This window comes from Sanguibacter sp. A247 (assembly GCF_052324925.1).
Taxonomy (GTDB): domain Bacteria; phylum Actinomycetota; class Actinomycetes; order Actinomycetales; family Cellulomonadaceae; genus Flavimobilis.
The window spans coordinates 41,558-57,596 of the sequence record NZ_JBQPRE010000003.1 but is presented as its reverse complement, the minus strand read 5'-3'; the positions used below and the strand labels follow the sequence as shown (position 1 = coordinate 57,596).

At 72.0% G+C, this 16,039-nt stretch carries 12 protein-coding genes and 2 tRNA genes; 4 read left to right on the top strand and 10 right to left on the bottom strand.

Going from position 1 to position 16,039, the window contains the following annotated elements; genetic code table 11:
* Positions 1 to 276: 276 nt before the first annotated feature.
* From ACTVCO_RS08480 to ACTVCO_RS08455, 6 genes are all read right to left on the bottom strand, one after another.
* Positions 277 to 361 (bottom strand) — tRNA-Leu (locus ACTVCO_RS08480).
* 50 nt (positions 362 to 411) lie between these two features.
* Positions 412 to 496: transfer RNA gene (locus ACTVCO_RS08475), tRNA-Leu, on the bottom strand.
* A gap of 137 nt (positions 497 to 633) precedes the next feature.
* Positions 634 to 3,927 carry an error-prone DNA polymerase gene (locus ACTVCO_RS08470; RefSeq protein WP_443727989.1) on the bottom strand — a complete coding sequence of 1,098 codons (3,294 nt, stop codon included), beginning with the start codon at positions 3,925 to 3,927 and terminating at the stop codon, positions 634 to 636.
* A complete protein-coding gene (locus ACTVCO_RS08465) occupies positions 3,920 to 5,659 on the bottom strand; it encodes a DNA polymerase Y family protein (RefSeq protein WP_443727988.1) in 1,740 nt (579 codons plus the stop codon). The genes ACTVCO_RS08470 and ACTVCO_RS08465 overlap by 8 nt, the downstream gene beginning before the upstream one ends.
* Positions 5,656 to 6,606 carry a hypothetical protein gene (locus tag ACTVCO_RS08460; RefSeq protein WP_443727987.1) on the bottom strand — a complete coding sequence of 317 codons (951 nt, stop codon included), beginning with the start codon at positions 6,604 to 6,606 and terminating at the stop codon, positions 5,656 to 5,658. Before ACTVCO_RS08460 ends, ACTVCO_RS08465 begins: the two co-directional genes overlap by 4 nt.
* Before the next feature lie 111 nt (positions 6,607 to 6,717).
* Positions 6,718 to 7,509 (bottom strand): Crp/Fnr family transcriptional regulator, encoded by a 792-nt coding sequence (locus ACTVCO_RS08455; protein WP_443727986.1) that lies wholly within the window; start codon positions 7,507 to 7,509, stop codon positions 6,718 to 6,720.
* A 247-nt stretch (positions 7,510 to 7,756) separates the two neighbouring features.
* Here ACTVCO_RS08455 and ACTVCO_RS08450 point away from each other — a divergent pair, with 247 nt between their 5' ends.
* From ACTVCO_RS08450 to ACTVCO_RS08435, 4 genes are all read left to right on the top strand, one after another.
* Positions 7,757 to 7,996: a heavy-metal-associated domain-containing protein gene (locus ACTVCO_RS08450; RefSeq protein WP_443727985.1), complete on the top strand. Its 240-nt coding sequence runs from the start codon at positions 7,757 to 7,759 to the stop codon at positions 7,994 to 7,996.
* 110 nt (positions 7,997 to 8,106) lie between these two features.
* On the top strand, positions 8,107 to 10,065 hold the full coding sequence (locus ACTVCO_RS08445; RefSeq protein ID WP_443727984.1) for a heavy metal translocating P-type ATPase: 1,959 nt from the start codon (positions 8,107 to 8,109) through the stop codon (positions 10,063 to 10,065).
* A gap of 88 nt (positions 10,066 to 10,153) precedes the next feature.
* Positions 10,154 to 10,681 (top strand): YbhB/YbcL family Raf kinase inhibitor-like protein, encoded by a 528-nt coding sequence (locus tag ACTVCO_RS08440; protein ID WP_443727983.1) that lies wholly within the window; start codon positions 10,154 to 10,156, stop codon positions 10,679 to 10,681.
* Positions 10,678 to 11,205, top strand: a complete 528-nt coding sequence (locus ACTVCO_RS08435) for a GNAT family N-acetyltransferase (protein ID WP_443727982.1) — start codon at positions 10,678 to 10,680, stop codon at positions 11,203 to 11,205. Before ACTVCO_RS08440 ends, ACTVCO_RS08435 begins: the two co-directional genes overlap by 4 nt.
* A gap of 12 nt (positions 11,206 to 11,217) precedes the next feature.
* Here ACTVCO_RS08435 and ACTVCO_RS08430 read toward each other — a convergent pair whose 3' ends face one another.
* From ACTVCO_RS08430 to ACTVCO_RS08415, 4 genes are all read right to left on the bottom strand, one after another.
* Positions 11,218 to 12,336 (bottom strand): carboxylate-amine ligase, encoded by a 1,119-nt coding sequence (locus ACTVCO_RS08430; RefSeq protein WP_443727981.1) that lies wholly within the window; start codon positions 12,334 to 12,336, stop codon positions 11,218 to 11,220.
* Positions 12,337 to 12,462: 126 nt separating this feature from the next.
* Positions 12,463 to 13,350, bottom strand: coding sequence for a TrmH family RNA methyltransferase (locus ACTVCO_RS08425; protein ID WP_443727980.1), 888 nt, complete (start codon positions 13,348 to 13,350; stop codon positions 12,463 to 12,465).
* Positions 13,351 to 13,391: 41 nt separating this feature from the next.
* On the bottom strand, positions 13,392 to 14,654 hold the full coding sequence (locus tag ACTVCO_RS08420) for an MFS transporter (RefSeq protein WP_443727979.1): 1,263 nt from the start codon (positions 14,652 to 14,654) through the stop codon (positions 13,392 to 13,394).
* Positions 14,655 to 14,759: 105 nt separating this feature from the next.
* Positions 14,760 to 16,010: an SPFH domain-containing protein gene (locus ACTVCO_RS08415; protein ID WP_443727978.1), complete on the bottom strand. Its 1,251-nt coding sequence runs from the start codon at positions 16,008 to 16,010 to the stop codon at positions 14,760 to 14,762.
* Positions 16,011 to 16,039: the final 29 nt, after the last annotated feature.

Below are 16,039 nucleotides of genomic sequence, written 5' to 3'. Positions count from 1 at the left end.
CCCCTCGTCGTCGCCACCTCCTCACCAGGGGGTGGCGACGACGCCTTGTTGCCCGCCGCTCGGCGCCCACCCCAAGGAGCACTCGATGGACCCATTCGCCCGCGCTCTGTGCGCGGGTTGCACGAGAGGTCTGCAGGGCCACGATGAGGCCGGTCGATGCGTTCATGGAGGCGAACGTGTCGATCGCTTCCGGCGGGGCAGTCCCCGCACGCTCGCCCCTGTCTCTGCCGGGGCCGCAGTCTTGCTGGTCTGACGGGGAAGATTCCCCGCACTCTGTGTCCGGAGGGGGACTTGAACCCCCACGCCCGATAAAGGGCACTAGCACCTCAAGCTAGCGCGTCTGCCATTCCGCCACCCGGACGGGTGACCTGCACGAGCCAGGCTCGTGCGGCTGTTCAGTTGTGCACTGCGTGTCCGGAGGGGGACTTGAACCCCCACGCCCGATAAAGGGCACTAGCACCTCAAGCTAGCGCGTCTGCCATTCCGCCACCCGGACAGGTGACCCTCGCGAGGTGACCCTCGCTCGGTGCTGGAAGAACATAGCACGGGCCCCGACCAGAAATCACATCGGCGGTGGGCCCCGTGGCGGACGCGGCCGAGCGCCACGAGGGGCGCCGATGGGCCGCTGCGACGTCACTGAAAGTCACGCGAACGCGACGCCACAGCAAGCGACAGAGGGGCCAGATGCTCCGCAACAAGGTTGGTTGCACCGTCGGCGCGCTCGAGCCGTCCCCGGACGACGAGTGCCGCCGCAGTCCTCGCGATCGTGCGGTGCCGCTGCCACAGCCCGGGTGAGCACACGATGTTGAGCAGACCCGTCTCGTCCTCGAGCGAGAGGAAGGTCACACCGCGCGCAGTCCCGGGGCGTTGCCGGTGCGTGACGACACCCGCGACGGCAACCCGTCGGCCCGCCTCGTGCACCATCGCATCCCCGGCCGTGAGCACGCCCGCGGCCGCCAGGCCCTCCCGGACGAACTCCGTCGGGTACTCCTCCACAGAGACCCCGGTCGCCCACACGTCGGCGACCGACCGTTCGACCTCACTCATCCCCGGAAGCATCGGAGCCTCGACCCCCACGCTCACGCCCGGAAGTGTCGCGGGGGTCTCCTGCGCGAGTGCGGCAGCCGCCCACAGTGCCGCCCGACGCGATCCCGCATACGCGTCGAGCGCCCCCGCGGTCGCAAGAGCCTCCAGCTGCGCGACCGTGAGGCCCACACGGCGTGCCAGGTCCGGAAGGTCGACGAACGGTGCACGATCGCGCTCCGCGACGATCCGGCCCGCCACCGACTCCCCCACGCTGCGGACCTTGGCGAGGCCGAGACGAACCCCGAGCGTGCCGTCGTCGCAGCGCTCCACCTTCGCCTCGACACCCGAGGCGGTGACGTCGGGGCGCAGCACCGTGAGCCCTCGGCGACGGGCATCTGCGACGAGCGACTGCGGCGAGTAGAAGCCCATGGGCTGAGCCGCGAGGATCGCCGCGTAGAACGCGGCTGGATGATGGACCTTGAGCCAGGCGCTCGCGTACACGAGATAGGCGAACGAGAACGCGTGCGACTCGGGAAAGCCGAAGTCGGCGAAACCCTTGAGCTTGTCGAAGATCTGCTCGCCGACCTCCCGACCGATGCCGTTGGCGGCCATCCCGTCGAGCAGACGCTCGTGCAGGGCCTCCATGCGCTCAACCGAACGCTTCGATCCCATGGCGCGGCGCAGCTGGTCGGCCTCAGCGGGCGCAAAGCTCGCCACGTCGATCGCCATCTGCATGAGCTGCTCCTGAAAGAGCGGAACCCCGAGCGTCTTGCCGAGCGACTTCTCGAGCAGCGGGTGCAGGTAGGTGACGGGCTCACGACCCCGTACCCGGTTGAGGTACGGGTGCACGGAGTTGCCCTGGATCGGTCCGGGCCTGATGAGCGCGACCTCGATGACGATGTCGTAGAACGTCCGGGGCTGCAGCCGCGGCAGCGTCGCCATCTGCGCCCGCGACTCGACCTGAAACACCCCGACTGTGTCCGCCGCACACAAGAGGTCATAGACCCCTGGATCGTCCTGAGGCAGCCCGTGCAGCGTGAGCTCGACCCCTTCGTGCTCAGCGACCTGCTCGAACGCGAGCCGCAGCGCGGTGAGCATGCCAAGGCCGAGAAGGTCAAACTTCACAAGACCCGCGTCTGCGCAGTCGTCCTTGTCCCACTGGAGGACGGTGCGGCCCGGCATGCGCGCCCATTCGACCGGGCAGACCTCGACGACGGGACGATCGCACAGCACCATGCCGCCCGAGTGGATGCCGAGGTGCCGTGGCAATCGCAGCAGCTGCTCGGCAAGATCGATGACGTCCTCGGGGATCGACCCCTCGCTCGCGGCCGACGGCGGACGCACCGCGGGGACGACGTCACGGCCGTCATCACTCAGCACGGGGGACGACGAGGACGACGGCGCGACCGGGCCACTGCGGCTCACGGTCCACCACGAGCTCTCGTCCTCGGGGCCGCGCAGGCTCCCCCACCGTTCGATGCCCTTGCTCCAGGCGTCCTGCCGGCCCACGTCGTGACCGAGGGCACGCGCCGCGTCCCGCACGGCTGAACGCGGCCGGTAGGAGATGACGTTGGCCACCTGCGCCGCGTGACGTCGACCGAAACGCTCGTAGACGTGCTGGATGACTTCCTCACGACGCCCGGACTCGATGTCGACGTCAATATCTGGCGGACCGTCGCGCTCGGGCGCAAGGAAGCGCTCGAAGAGCAAGCCGTGCGCGACCGCGTCGACCGCGGTGATGCCGAGCGCGTAGCAGACCGCCGAGTTCGCGGCCGACCCCCGCCCCTGCGCGAGGATGCCCCGCTCACGGCAGAACGCCGCGATGTCATGAACGATGAGGAAGTACCCCGGGAAGCCGAGGGCCGTGATGACCTCAAGCTCATGCTCGATGACGATCCGCGCCTTCTCGGCGCGTTCCGTGCCTGGCTCGCCGTACCGTTCGCGTGCGCCGCGGTCGACGAGCACACGCAGCCAGGAGGCTTCGTCGTGCCCCGCAGGCACGGGGTACGGCGGGAGCGACGGCGCGACCAGGCTGAGGTCGAAAGCACACTCACGCCCGAGCTCGGCCGCCGTAGCGACGGCCTGCGGGTGCGCGCGATGGCGCGCGAGCATCTCGCGTGCGGACCTCAGGTGCGCGGCGGGAGCTCCCGGAAGCCACCCATCCATCGCATCGAGCGAGGAGCGGGCGCGGATCGCGCTGAGCGCTGCGGCGAGCGGCGCCTCGGCCGGCGTCGCGTGGTGCACCGCCCCTGTCGCGACGAGCGGCACGCCCGCGCTCGCGGCGAGCTCGGCAAGAAGAGCGTTGCGTTCGGGGTCACGAGGGTCGGCCGAGTCGGTGATCTCGACGGCGACGTTGTCGTGCCCGAACACCCCGGTGAGGCGGTCGAGCGCCCGACGAGCCCCCGCGGGCCCGTCGGCCTCGAGAGCCGTGCGCACGGCTCCCTTGCGGCATCCCGACAAGATGAGCCACTGGCCACCGGCCCGAGCACCGAGCTCCTCAAGGTCGTAACGCGCGAGCCCCTTGGACCCTGCGGCCAGGTGCGCATCAGCGATCGCCGCTGACAGCGCCGTGTAGCCGTCGGCGCCGCGGGCGAGGACGAGCAGGTGCTCGGCCCGCGGGTCCGGGATGCCCGTCGGGTCGTCGAGCACGGGTGGGCCGTTCTGAGGGCGCGCGGGCAGGTGGAGCTCGGCGCCGAAGACCGTCGGGAGGCCCGCACGCCGTGCTGCCTGCGCGAACCGCACGACCCCGTAGAGGCCGTCGTGATCGGTGAGCGCAAGGGCCTCGAGCTCGAGACGCGCGGCCTCGGCGACGAGCTGTTCAGGTTGGCTCGCTCCGTCGAGGAAGCTGAACGCCGAGTGTGCGTGGAGCTCCGCGTACCGGGCACGGGCAGCGTCAGTCATAGCTCGCCTCCCACCACCACCGGCCGGCAGATCCGGCGAGCAGCACGGCGGGGGTCTCGTCGTGGGCGGTACGCACGACGACCTGGACGTGAACGCGTCTCTCGGCGTCCTCGCGCCACCACCGTTGCGCGAGCGGCCACGGCCCAGCCCACGCCACGACCTCCCCCTCGGGGGTCTCGTGCCGAGGAGCCGGCTGCTGCGCCGACGGGCGCGGGGTTGCGGCCACCCCGGTGGGGCGGTCCGGGTTCACGGAGCCGTCGGGGGCCGGAGGGCAGGCTCGTACGTGGCGGGGTTCGCCGGACGTGCCCAGGCGCCGGTCCACGACGACAGGCCGACCGGCCTCGTCAAGGAGCCGGACCTCGACGGGTGTCGCCAGGACCCGCGTGGGTGCGGGCGCGGGGAGGGCGCCGGGCCAGGGCCGATCGAGCGGGCGCAGCGGAGGTGGCTCCTCGCCCCAGGGGACGAGGCTCACGCGATCGCGCGCGGTGCGACCACCCTGCAGACGCGCGGAAAGGACACCGTCAGCACCGAGCAGACCTTGAACACGGTCGAGCGCCCGCAGCGCACGCAACGATGATCCCTGGGCCGAGCCCCACAGCCCTTCTTGATGCTGACCCGCGTCGAGGAGGTCCTCTGCGGTCACCGTGAGCTGAACGATGCCCGCGGTGTCGTCCTCGTGGTCTGCGTCGGAGGCGTCGGCCGTGAGCCAGCCCTCGAGCTGCCAGCGGACCCGGTCGGTGATGCGCGCGGCTGTGAGCCCACCGAGCGCGGCATCGTCCGTGCGCCACGTCCGCACGTGCTCGCGGCCGTCGCCGCGGCGCGCGGTGATCCGCAGCCGCGCGCACGTCGCACCGCGTGCGACGAGCGAGGCGTGCAGCTCTGCGGCGAGCCGACGCGCAGCGAAGGCTGCGGTGTCGACGCGCGTGGCGGGCGGGTCGAGCTCGCACATCGCTTCCACATCTGCCTCGGGCCGACGCCGGGTGGGTGGCCGGAGGTCTTCGCCGCGACCCACGCGATGCGCCCAGACGCCCTCGGCCCCGAAGCGGGAGGCGACCGCGTGAGGGTCGAGCGACGTGAGGTCGCCGAGGAGCCTCACGCCGAGCCGGTCCCACAGGTCGACGAGCTCGAGGAGGACGGATGCACGCTCGGGCGTGACCGCGACGTGCACAAGGTCGCGCAGCGGACGCGGCGCGAGGTACTCCGCGCTGCGTCCCGGCTCGATCATCCGGTCGTCGCGCGCGGCCAGGACGGCAGCGAACATGCCGTCGGCGACCCCGACGCGGCATTCATGCCCCGTCGCATCCGCAACGCGCTCGACCAGCAGCCGGATGAGCTCTGCCTCGGAACCGTGGAAGCGTGCCGCGCCGTCGGCTGGCAGCGCGAGGAGGCCGGGCCGGGCGACCTCGATCCCGGCGACGACGTCTTCTACCGCGGTCGCGACGGGCTCAAAGCTCCGCGCGTCACGGCCGTCGTCGACGGGGGCGAGAACGAGCCCGGGGCAGATCTCTTGCGCGTGACGGCGACGCATTCCGCGCCGGACGCCCGCGCGGCGGGCCGCGCTTCCGACCGCAACGATGCCCCGGGCATCCTGGACCGCGACGGGGACCGCGGGCGAGAGCCCAGCTGCGGCCGTCGCCGCGACAACGGGCCAGTCAGGAACCCACACGACCGCTGTCCGCGTGGCCGCAGCAGGTTCTCGGCCGGCGCGCAGCGAAGGCGCGAGCGCACTCATGCGACCCGCCCGACGAGTCGCAGCGGGCGGAGGTCGCGCTCCGGCTGCTCGACGCCCGACGCCGCCGATCCCGAGGCAGCCGATCCCGAGGCAGGCATCATTCCCGGCGTCGGTTCCGGTGCGTCGTACCCGTCGCCCGGCGCCGGAAGCACGAGGGCGACGTGAGCGCGCCGGGTCTCCCCTGCCTCGAGCCTCTCGACGAGCAGCTCCCGCGACCGCAGACGACCCTCACCGACGCCGATGCCACGCCAGCGCACGCCCGCGACGCGCACGACGACGCGGGCGCCGGGCCAGGGACTCGTGGCGATGAGCGCAACCCCGCGCTCACGCGCACGCGCGATGAGAAGACGACGGTCGGTCGTCGAGAGGCCCGTGTCACCCACGACGACAACGTCGACGCCGTCGATGAGGGCAGCAAGGACCATCGCGGAATCAACCCCGGGCTCGGGGACGAGAAGAAGTCGGTCGAGGCTGACACCGGCCTCCGCAGCTGCGACGAGGCCGAGCGTCGGGCAGCCGACGACCGCGATCCAGGGCTCGTCACCGAGAGCCGCGCGCTGCATCTCGATGTGCGCGAGCATCTCGAGGACGAGCGCGGTCGATCCCGTGACCTGTGTCACCGCCCCGCGCCGGAGCCCCTCGGGGAGCACCGTTGCGAGCTCGTGCGGCACGGAGAACGGCGGCCGTTCTGCGGTCCGCACCCCGCTCGGCGCCGCAGGGCGCGGCACGGCAGGATCAGCTGTCGCAGGACGAGGTGTCGCGGAACGAGGCGCTGCCTGCGCGGGTCGCTCCGCAGCCGGAGCCGCCGGAGCCGCCACGGCAGCCGGCGCCTCCGTCAGCGTCACACGTCGCGCCCCCGTGCGCGCCTCGGCTGCGCGAAGCGCCGCGAGCGCGCGCACCGCGCGGTCTGCCCCGCCCTCAGCGCGGGCAGCAGATGCAGTCGCCATCGTCGTCCTTCCGTCCCCTCCATCATATCGAACAGATGTTCGATACTGGGACCGTACCCCGAGGGACGGACAAGGACGGACAGAGGTGAGGCCGACAGGTGCGCGGAGGGCTTAGACGCGCCCCGCGGCAACCTCCTCGAGGTGCGCAAGGTCGCGCAACGCGGTCCAGCGACGCCCCGAGTCCACGACGCCGTCCTTCTTCCACCGACTCATGAGACGCGAGACGGACTCGGGTGTCGAGCGGGCAAGCCCCGCGAGATCGGCCCGCGACAACGGGACCTCGAGCATGACGCCCTGAGCACCGCGGTCCTCCCCGAGCTTGTCGGCGAGCCGCAGCAGCGCGCGGGCCACACGCTGCGCAACCGTCTCGGTCCCCTGCCCGCCGATGTCGGTGTGCGCGCGCGAGAGCCGGGCCGAGACATCGTCGAGCACCTTGAGCGCGACGCCCGGCTGCTCGAGAAGCACCTGACGGAAGTCTCCTTGGCCGATGCGCAGGATGCACGAGCCCACGAGCGCCGACGCGGACTGCAGGTGAGCGGGCTCACCGAGCGTGCCCATCGCGCCGAAGAGCTCTCCGGGAACGAGGACGTCGGTCACGGTCTCGGTGCCCTCGGCCGTCACCTGCGAGACCCGGACGCGCCCCTCCGCGACGACGTAGAGGGCATCGGCGGGCTCACCCGCGTGGTAGATGGTCTCGTCGGCCGCATAGGTCCGGGTCCGCATACGACGGTCGACCGCGTCGAGCGCGTCCTCGCCCAGCCCGACGAAGTACGGGGCGCGCGAGAGCACGTCGAGCCGCACGGGGCGCGGGCACTCGTGCGGAAGGGTGATCTCGTGCAGCGGGATCGTGCGTCGTGCTCCCACGGCCGGTGGCCGCGGTTCGTTGCCCACCCGGGAGGTCATGCGTTCTCCGATCCGACGGCCCAGCAGCGCGAGCGCGCCGACGTCGCGGGGGCGCCACCCGTGCAGGCGCGCGTCGTCAGGTTATCCCACACCCCCGCTGTGACGGACATCACCGCAGGTCAGGCGGAAGTGTGCGGCTGATTGACGACCGTCATGCCACTGCTGCGCGGCGCTGCCTAACGTCAGTGGTACCTCGCAGAACCACTTGCGAGGGCCACTGCTGGATCCGTTCGAAAGAAGGCACATCATGACGACCACCCCCGCCACCAGCACCCGCACCGTCCTGCGGGCTGAAGGCTTCAGCTGCCCGTCGTGCGTCACGAAGATCGAGAAGCAGGTCGGCCGCCTCCCGGGCGTTGCCGACGTCAGCGTGAAGTTCGCCTCGGGGCGCATCGAGATCAACCACGACCCCATCGTCGCAACCGTCGACGCTCTCGTCGCCGAGGTCGCCAAGGCCGGCTACACGTCGGTTCCGGCCGCCTTCTGAGGCGCGCCCTGGCCGGGCGTCCGCGCCCGGCCACCGGCTCCGGCCACGGCCGGTCCCACCCACGATCGGGCCCGCTCCCTGCGGACCCACCCTGAGAGATTGGAATGCTCATGAGCTCCCTGACCTGGTGGTTGCGCGGTCCCTGGGGCGTCCCGACGAGTGCCGGGCTGCTCATCGCCGCCGCGGCCGCGGCGTCGCTCTCTGTCGGCGTCAACCCGTTCGGAAGCGGTCACGGCGAAACCCACGCCGTTCCCACCGCGCTCGTCATCTCGGACATCCTCATGGTCGTCGCCGCCGTGGTCGCCGGGGCTCGCATCGCCCGCACGGCCGTGCGGGCGCTGCTCATCAAGGTCGTCGCGATCGACCTGCTCGTCACGATCGCCGCCGTCGGCGCGATCATCATCGGCGAGTTCTGGGAGGCGGCCGCGGTCACCTTCCTGTTCGCGCTCGGCCACGCACTCGAGGTACGCACGCTCGACCGCACCCGGTCGGCGCTCGCCGAGCTCGTCGCGGTCGCACCCGACGTCGCCGTCGTCCTGCGTGACGGTGAGCAGGTCGAGGTCGCAGCGGGAGAAGTCCTGCCCGACGAGGTCGTCCTCGTGAAGAACGGCGCGAAGGTTCCCGTCGACGGCGTCGTCGTCGGCGGCACGGGAGCGCTCGACGAAGCCTCGATCACAGGTGAGTCGATCCCCGTCGAGAAGTCCGAGGGTGACCGCGTCTTCGCGGGCACGGTCTCGCACGGCGGGTTCCTCCAGGTGCGTGCGACCGGGATCGGCGCAGACACGACGCTTGCGCGCATCATCCACCGCGTCGAGGAGGCTCAGGACGCCAAGGCTCGCACGCAGACGTTCATGGAGCGGTTCTCGGCCTGGTACACCCCGGGCATCATCGTGCTCTCGCTCGTCACCGGGCTCGTCACGGGCAACGTCATCCTCGCTCTCACCCTCCTGGTCATCGGTTGCCCGGGTGCGCTCGTCATCTCGATCCCCGTCGCCGTCGTCGCCGGGATCGGTCGCGGCGCGAAGGACGGCACGCTCATCAAGGGCGGCGATCACCTCGAGACGAGCGCGCGCATCACGGCGGTCGCTCTCGACAAGACGGGAACACTCACCGAGGGGCGTCCGGTCCTCACGGACGTGACCGTCCTCAGCCCGACGTCCGACCGCGCCGACGTCCTCACGTGGGCGGCGCGCGCCGAGGCCGGCTCCGAGCACCCTCTCGCCCGTCCCATCCTCGACGCGGCCGGTGCCGAGGGTCTCGCGATCTCGGGTCTGCCCGAGCACACCGAGCCCGTGCCCGGCAAGGGCATCGTCGCGACCGTCGACGGCCACCGCGTCATCGTCGGCAACCTTGCCCTGCTCGAGGCGGAGGGCGTCGACGGGGGCGCCGCCGCCGCCGAGGTCGACCAGCTCGCAGGTCGAGGCCGTACCCCCGTCGTCATCGCGCTCGACGGGGTCGCGATCGGTGTCATCGGAGTCGCGGACCGCATCCGCGACGATGCCGCCGAGATGGTCGCCCGGCTCCACGCAGGCGGCGTGCGCCGGGTCGTCATGCTCACGGGTGACGCCCAGCGCGTCGCGGAGGCTGTCGCAGCCGAGGTCGGGGTCGACGAGGTCCGGGCAGGGCTCCTGCCGGAGGACAAGCTCGCCGCGGTCGAGCAGCTCCGGGCCGAGGGCTTCGTCGTGGCGATGGTCGGCGACGGCGTCAACGACGCTCCCGCGCTCGCGGTGGCGGACGTCGGCGTCGCGATGGGGCTGGGGGGCACGGGCGTCGCGGTCGAGACCGCGGACATCGCGCTCGTCCAGGACGACCTGCTGCGCCTTCCCGACGCAATCCGCCTCGCTCGCCGCACGGTCGCCATCATGCGGCAGAACATCGCGATCGCACTCCTCACAGTGGCCGTCCTGCTCGCGGGCGTCTTCGCCGGCGGGGTGACGATGGCGATCGGCATGCTCGTCCACGAGGCCTCCGTCCTGCTCGTCATCGCGAACGCGATGCGCTTGCTGCGGGCCGCGCCCGCACCCGCGCGCGTCGTCGCGGAGCGGCCACGCGAGTTCGTCACTGCGTAACCCGATCGCACGCGTCGGGCCGTGGGAATCCCGCGGCCCGACGCGTTCGGCGCGTGACCTTCCCGGTGCCGGGGGCCATGATGGACACATGGATCTCACGCGCCCCGTCGCCCCGGACCCCTACGCCTCCCTCCCTGCAGTCGCGTCCTTCGCCCTGACGAGCGACTCGCTCGTCGAGGGTGCTGCGATGCCCGCCTCGGCCACGGCCGACGGCGGCAGCACCTCACCCCACCTGTCATGGACCGGATTTCCTCCCGAGACGCGCTCGTTCGTCGTCTCGTGCTTCGACCCCGACGCCCCCACACCTGCCGGCTTCTGGCACTGGACGGTCGTCGACCTGCCGGTGACGACGACGTCTCTCGACGAAGGTCTCGGCGAGTCTGACCTCATGCTCGACGGAGCGGCCTTCCACGTCCGCAACGACGGCGGCGGCTACGACTACACGGGAGCGGCCCCTCCCGAGGGCGACCGGGTCCACCGCTACGTCTTCGCAGTTCATGCGCTCGACATCGAGACGCTCGAGCGCGACTCCGACGCATCCCCGACCGCCGTCGCCTTCACTGCGCTCTTCCACACGATCGCGCGCGCGACGCTCACCGTCACGTACGAGCGATGACGCTGCGGGTCCGTGCCGCGACGCCGTCCGACGCGGACGAGCTCGCGGCGCTCGCGGCCCTCACCTTCCCGCTCGCATGCCCGCCCGGCACCGACCCCGCGGACCTCGCCGAGTTTGTGCGCACGCACCTCACGTCCGCCCACCTCGCGGCTCACGCGAGCGATCCGTCGCACGACGTGCTGCTCGTCACCGACGACGCACGGCCCACCACCCCGGTGGCGTACGCGCTCGTCGTTGACGAGACGCCCCCGTCGACGGCCTCCGTGCTGGCTACGTCGCGCATGCTCTCCAAGTTCTACGGTCACCCCGACGCGCATGGCACCCCGGCCACGGCCCTCCTCATGGACGCAGTGCTCGCTGCCTGTCGCGCACGTGGCGCTGCGGGGGTGTGGCTCGGTGCCAACCAGCACAACGAGCGCGCACGGCGCTTCTACGCCAAGCACGGGTTCGAGGTCGTCGGGACGAGGCACATGCGGGTCGGCGGCCGCGTGCACGACGACGTCGTGCTCGCGCGACCGGTCTGACGGGCGCCCGGGTCAGTCGACGGTCGCGTCCGCTGCGCGACGGGTGACGTCGAGGACGTCGTCGGACTCCGCGAACCAGGCTCGTTGTCGCCGGGCTCCTCCCCCGCGTGCCCACAGGCCGCCGAGCAGCTCGGTGACGGCATCGAGGTCTCCCGCATCGGCCAGTGCGGGGCGCACGTGCTCGACGAGATTGCGGACAACGTCGTGCGCGGATGCCTGGCGCCACGTCGTGGGGTCGACGAGGTCGTCAGCGAGCCCGGAGCGGCTCGCACGCCACGCGGCGACGCGGAGTACCTCGGGGTGCAGGTCAGGCAGCGGTGTGCCGTCGGCGTGCTCACGCGCCGCGGTCTCGACGAGCGCGCGAGCGAGCGCCGCGACGAGGGTCGCGGTCGCAGGTGCGAGGCAGACATCGGCGACACGGATCTCGACGGTCGGGTACGTGGCCGACAGGCGCGCGTCGAAGTAGATCTGGCCGACGTCGAGAATCGTCCCGGTCTCGAGGAGCCGCGCGACCGCGTCGTCGTAGGCGTCGACGGAGCCGAAGGCCCGGACTGGTCCTGCGGTGGGCCACCGAGACCACACCTGGGCCCGGTAGGACGCATACGAGGTGTCGGCGCCCTGCCAGAACGGCGAGTTGGCGGAGATCGCGAGGAGCGGCGCGAGCCACGGACCGATGCGGTCGAGCACCCCGACGCCCTCGGCGCGCGAGCCGACGCCGATGTGGACATGGCAGCCGCTCGTCAGCTGCTCGTCGGCGGTGAGCCCGAACTGGGCCGCGGCGCGGTCATAGCGGCGCGAGGAGACGCGAGTGCCACGGACGTGGACGGGGCTCGTGCCGAGCGCAGCGATGCGTGCACCGTGCGGTGCCGCCGCATCGTTTGCTCGGGCGCGGCCGGCACGGATCTCGGCGTCGAGCGTCGCGAGGTCGGTGCACGGGAGCGTGCCCGTCTCGATCTGCTCGAGCATGAGCTCGTGCTCGAGCCCACCCCCGGGGACGTCCGCAGGTCCGTCGCGCAGCTCGGGTGGGGCGGTGTCGATCACCGCGGCCGCGGCAGCGGTCAGGCGTCCGGCCTCGTCGACGAGCAGGAACTCCTCCTCGACGCCCACCGTCCTCGTGTTCGTGCTCGTCATCCGCCCAGCGTCGCAGCGCACTGGAAGGCGCGCGACCTGGACGGCGACGCCCGCGTGCCGGGACCGGCCCGATCCGGGGCGACGGTGCGGGTCACGCTCGTCCTGCACCCGCGATCGCGTCCGGGCTCACCGCACGCGCGTCGCCCACCCAGCGACCGCAACGGCAGAGGCGACGTTGAGCGAGTCGACCCCGCCGGCCATGGGGATCTTCACCGTGAGGTCGCACGCGGCGAGCGTGCGCGGCTTGAGGCCGTCGCCCTCGGTGCCGAAGACGAGTGCCAGCTTGTCAGGGGTCTCGCGCTCGAGCACGTCGAGGCTCACGGAATCGTCCTCGAGCGCGAGCGCCGCCACGGTGAAGCCGAGCTCGCGCAGCAGCGCGACGCCGTCGGCAGGAGCAGCGTCCGCGCCCGTCGGCCAGCTCTCGAAGCGCGTCCACGGCACCTGGAACACCGTGCCCATCGACACGCGCACCGCCCGCCGGTAGAGCGGGTCCGCGCACGAGGGCGTGAAGAGCACGGCGTCGACGCCCATGGCCGCGCACGCCCGCATGGCGGCGCCCACGTTCGTGTGGTCGACGATGTCCTCGAGCACGACGACCCTGCGGGCACCCTCACCGCCGCGGGCCGCAGCCAGCAGCTCGGACACGGGTGCGAGCGTCGGGCGGTGCATCGAGGCGAGCGCACCGCGGTGCAGGTGGAAGCCCGTCACCTGCTCGAGCACCTCAGCGCTGCCCGTGTAGACGGGAACGCCAGGGTGCTCGGCGAGGACGTCGGCCATCGACGCGAGCCACTTGTGCTCCATGAAGAACGACCGCGGACGGTGGCCCGCGGCGAGGGCTCGACGGATGACCGTCGAGGACTCCGCGATGTAGAGGCCCCTGCCCGGCTCGGTGCGGGACCGCAGCCGCACATCGGTGAGGGCGACGTAGTCCTCTAGGCCGGGGGCCGTGACGTCGTCGATCTCGATGAGCTCGACGTCGGGGGGCAGGACGGGTGAGGTTGGAGCGTTGCGCACGTCTGATTGTCCCGCACGCGCGCGGTGCGTGCGCCGACGGCTCAGAGCAGGCCGTGCGCCCGGGCCGTGCGTGCGCCGAAGAAGGCACCCGCCGCACCGATGAGCGCGAGCACGGGGATCGCCAGGAACGCGGTGTGGGTCCCGACGGCATCCGCCGCGGCTCCGAGCAGGAACGGGGCCAGACCCACTGTCGCTCCCGCCGCGAACGTGGCGACAGCCTGGGCCCGGTCGGCGCCCTCACGCGCGATCCCCAGCACGAGCGCGATCGACAGCGGGTACTGGGCGCCGTAGCCGAGGCCCGCGATGACGAGGCCGACGAGCGCCGTCGCGGGGCTGTGCGCGGTCCACAGAACCGCCCAGCCCGCGATGGCGACGAAGAAGCTCGCGGCGAGCACGCGCGCGGCTCCGAACCGCCGCGTGAGGGTCGTGCCGAGGAAGCGGACGGCGGTCATGCCGACGAGGAGGCCAGCGGTCGTCGCGGTCGCGATGCTCGCGTCCGCTCCCGTGCGTTCGATGACGAGCGAGGTCGACCAGTAGGTCGTCGCGTTCTCCAGTGCCATCGCGGCGATGAGCGCGAGGAGCAGGCTCATCGTCCCGGGTGCGAGGCGCCGGGATCTCGTCGACCCGTCCGGCCCGGTCGCCGCCGACGGCGCCGGCCCGCTCGCGGCGAGGTTGTCAACGAGGGCCGGCGGCTCGTCCGCCCGAGCCTCCCCGTCCGCGGCAGGCACGTGAGGCTCGCGGCCCAGACGCGACAGCGCCCACGCGACCGTGATCGCGAGGACGACCGTCACGGCGACCGCCGTCCGCCACCCCCAGCCGAGCGCGACCGCGCCGCCCACCGCGAGCGGGCCGAGCAGCCCGATTCCCGAGCCCACGCCGTTGGCCTCCGTGATGGCGGCGGGCGCCGCGGCACCGTGGCGCCGTGACAGGTTGAGCTGGGCGACCGAGAGCGCGATGTTGCCGCCGAGGGCCACGACCGCGAGGGCCGGCAGCGTCGCGGCGATCCCGGGTCCGAGAACGAAGGCAGTGACACCGACGGCGACCGTGACGACACCGGCGATGAGCAGGCGGGATCGGCCGAGCGCGCGCAGGAGCGCCGGAAGGATGAGAGCCGCACTCACGGCACCCACGGCCATGGCGGTGCCGTGCATGCCGGCGACCGCCTTGGAGACGCCGAGATCCTCGGCGAGAAGCGGAACCGCCGGGCTGAAGGAGTAGATGAACCAGCCCCAGACGACGAGCACCGAGTAGTGCGTGAGGGTATAGCCGTCGCGTCGGACAGACGTCGTGGGAGTGCTGGTCACGTGAGGATCATCGCAGGTACGGCGTCGAGCCCCGGCCATAACAGCAGCGGCGCGCCCCGGCCGAGCCGGGACGCGCCGAGCGTGCAGTCACACCAGTGCGCGACCTCAGGAGGCAGGCGGCGCGGGCGGCGCGGGCGGCTGCTCGTCGCCCAGGCCGGGCGTCTGGAACGGATTGGCCGACGGGGCCTGGACCGGGGGCTGGACCGCGGCCTGGGCGGGCGGGGCCGAGTGCGATCCCGTCTGCCTCGGCACGCCCGGCTGCTGGCCGCGCGTCGCAGTCGGGTCGAACGGGCGCCCGGACTGCTGGCCGGCGGTCGTGGCGTCCTTGGTCGCGGCCTCTGCCTCACGGCGTGCCTCGGCGAGCGCCTCGGCAGGGTCGCGCAGGCCGGACGACTCGAACGAGAGACGCTCGCGACGCCGCGCTGCCGCGTCCTCGTCGCTCTCGGACGGGCTGAACGGAACCGACGGCGCCGTGCCACCGAGGCCCGCGGAGATCGCGCCGAGCGCCGCCGTGAACTCGGTCGGCACGAGCCAGAGCTTCGAGGAGCTGCCGTTGGCGATCTCGGGGAGCTTCTGCAGGTACTGGTACGCGAGGAGCTTGGGGTCGGCGTCGCCCGTGTGGATCGCGTCGAACACCTGGAGGATCGCGCGCGCTTCACCCTCGGCCTCGAGGATGCGTGACTGCGCCGAGCCCTCGGCGCGAAGGATCGACGCTTGCTTCTCACCCTCGGCCGTGAGGATCTGCGACTGCTTGACACCCTCGGCTGTGAGGATCGCGGCGCGGCGGTCACGCTCGGCGCGCATCTGCTGCTCCATCGAGCCCTGGACCGAAGCGGGCGGGTCGATCGCCTTGAGCTCGACGCGGTTGACGCGGATGCCCCACCGGCCCGTGGCCTCGTCGAGGACCCCGCGGAGCTGGCCGTTGATCTGGTCGCGGCTCGTCAGGGTCTGCTCGAGGTCCATCGAGCCGATGACGTTACGCAGCGTCGTCACGGTGAGCTGCTCGATTCCGACGATGTAGTTGGCGATCTCGTACACCGCGGACTTCGGGTCGGTCACCTGGAAGTAGATGACCGTGTCGATGCTCACGACAAGGTTGTCGGAGGTGATGACGGGCTGCGGCGGGAACGAGACGACCTGCTCGCGCAGGTCGACCTGGGCGCGCACGCGGTCGACGAACGGGATGAGCAGGTGCAGGCCGGCCTCGAACGAGTGCGAGTACCGGCCGAGGCGCTCCACGAGCCACGCCTGGGCCTGGGGAACGATGCGGACGGACTTCCCGATGACGATGAGGACGACGATCGCGATGATGATCGCGAGAATGATCCCGAAGTTGATGGTGACGTCGTCTGGCATGGAGCGACTCCCTGGCTCGTGAGGTGCGG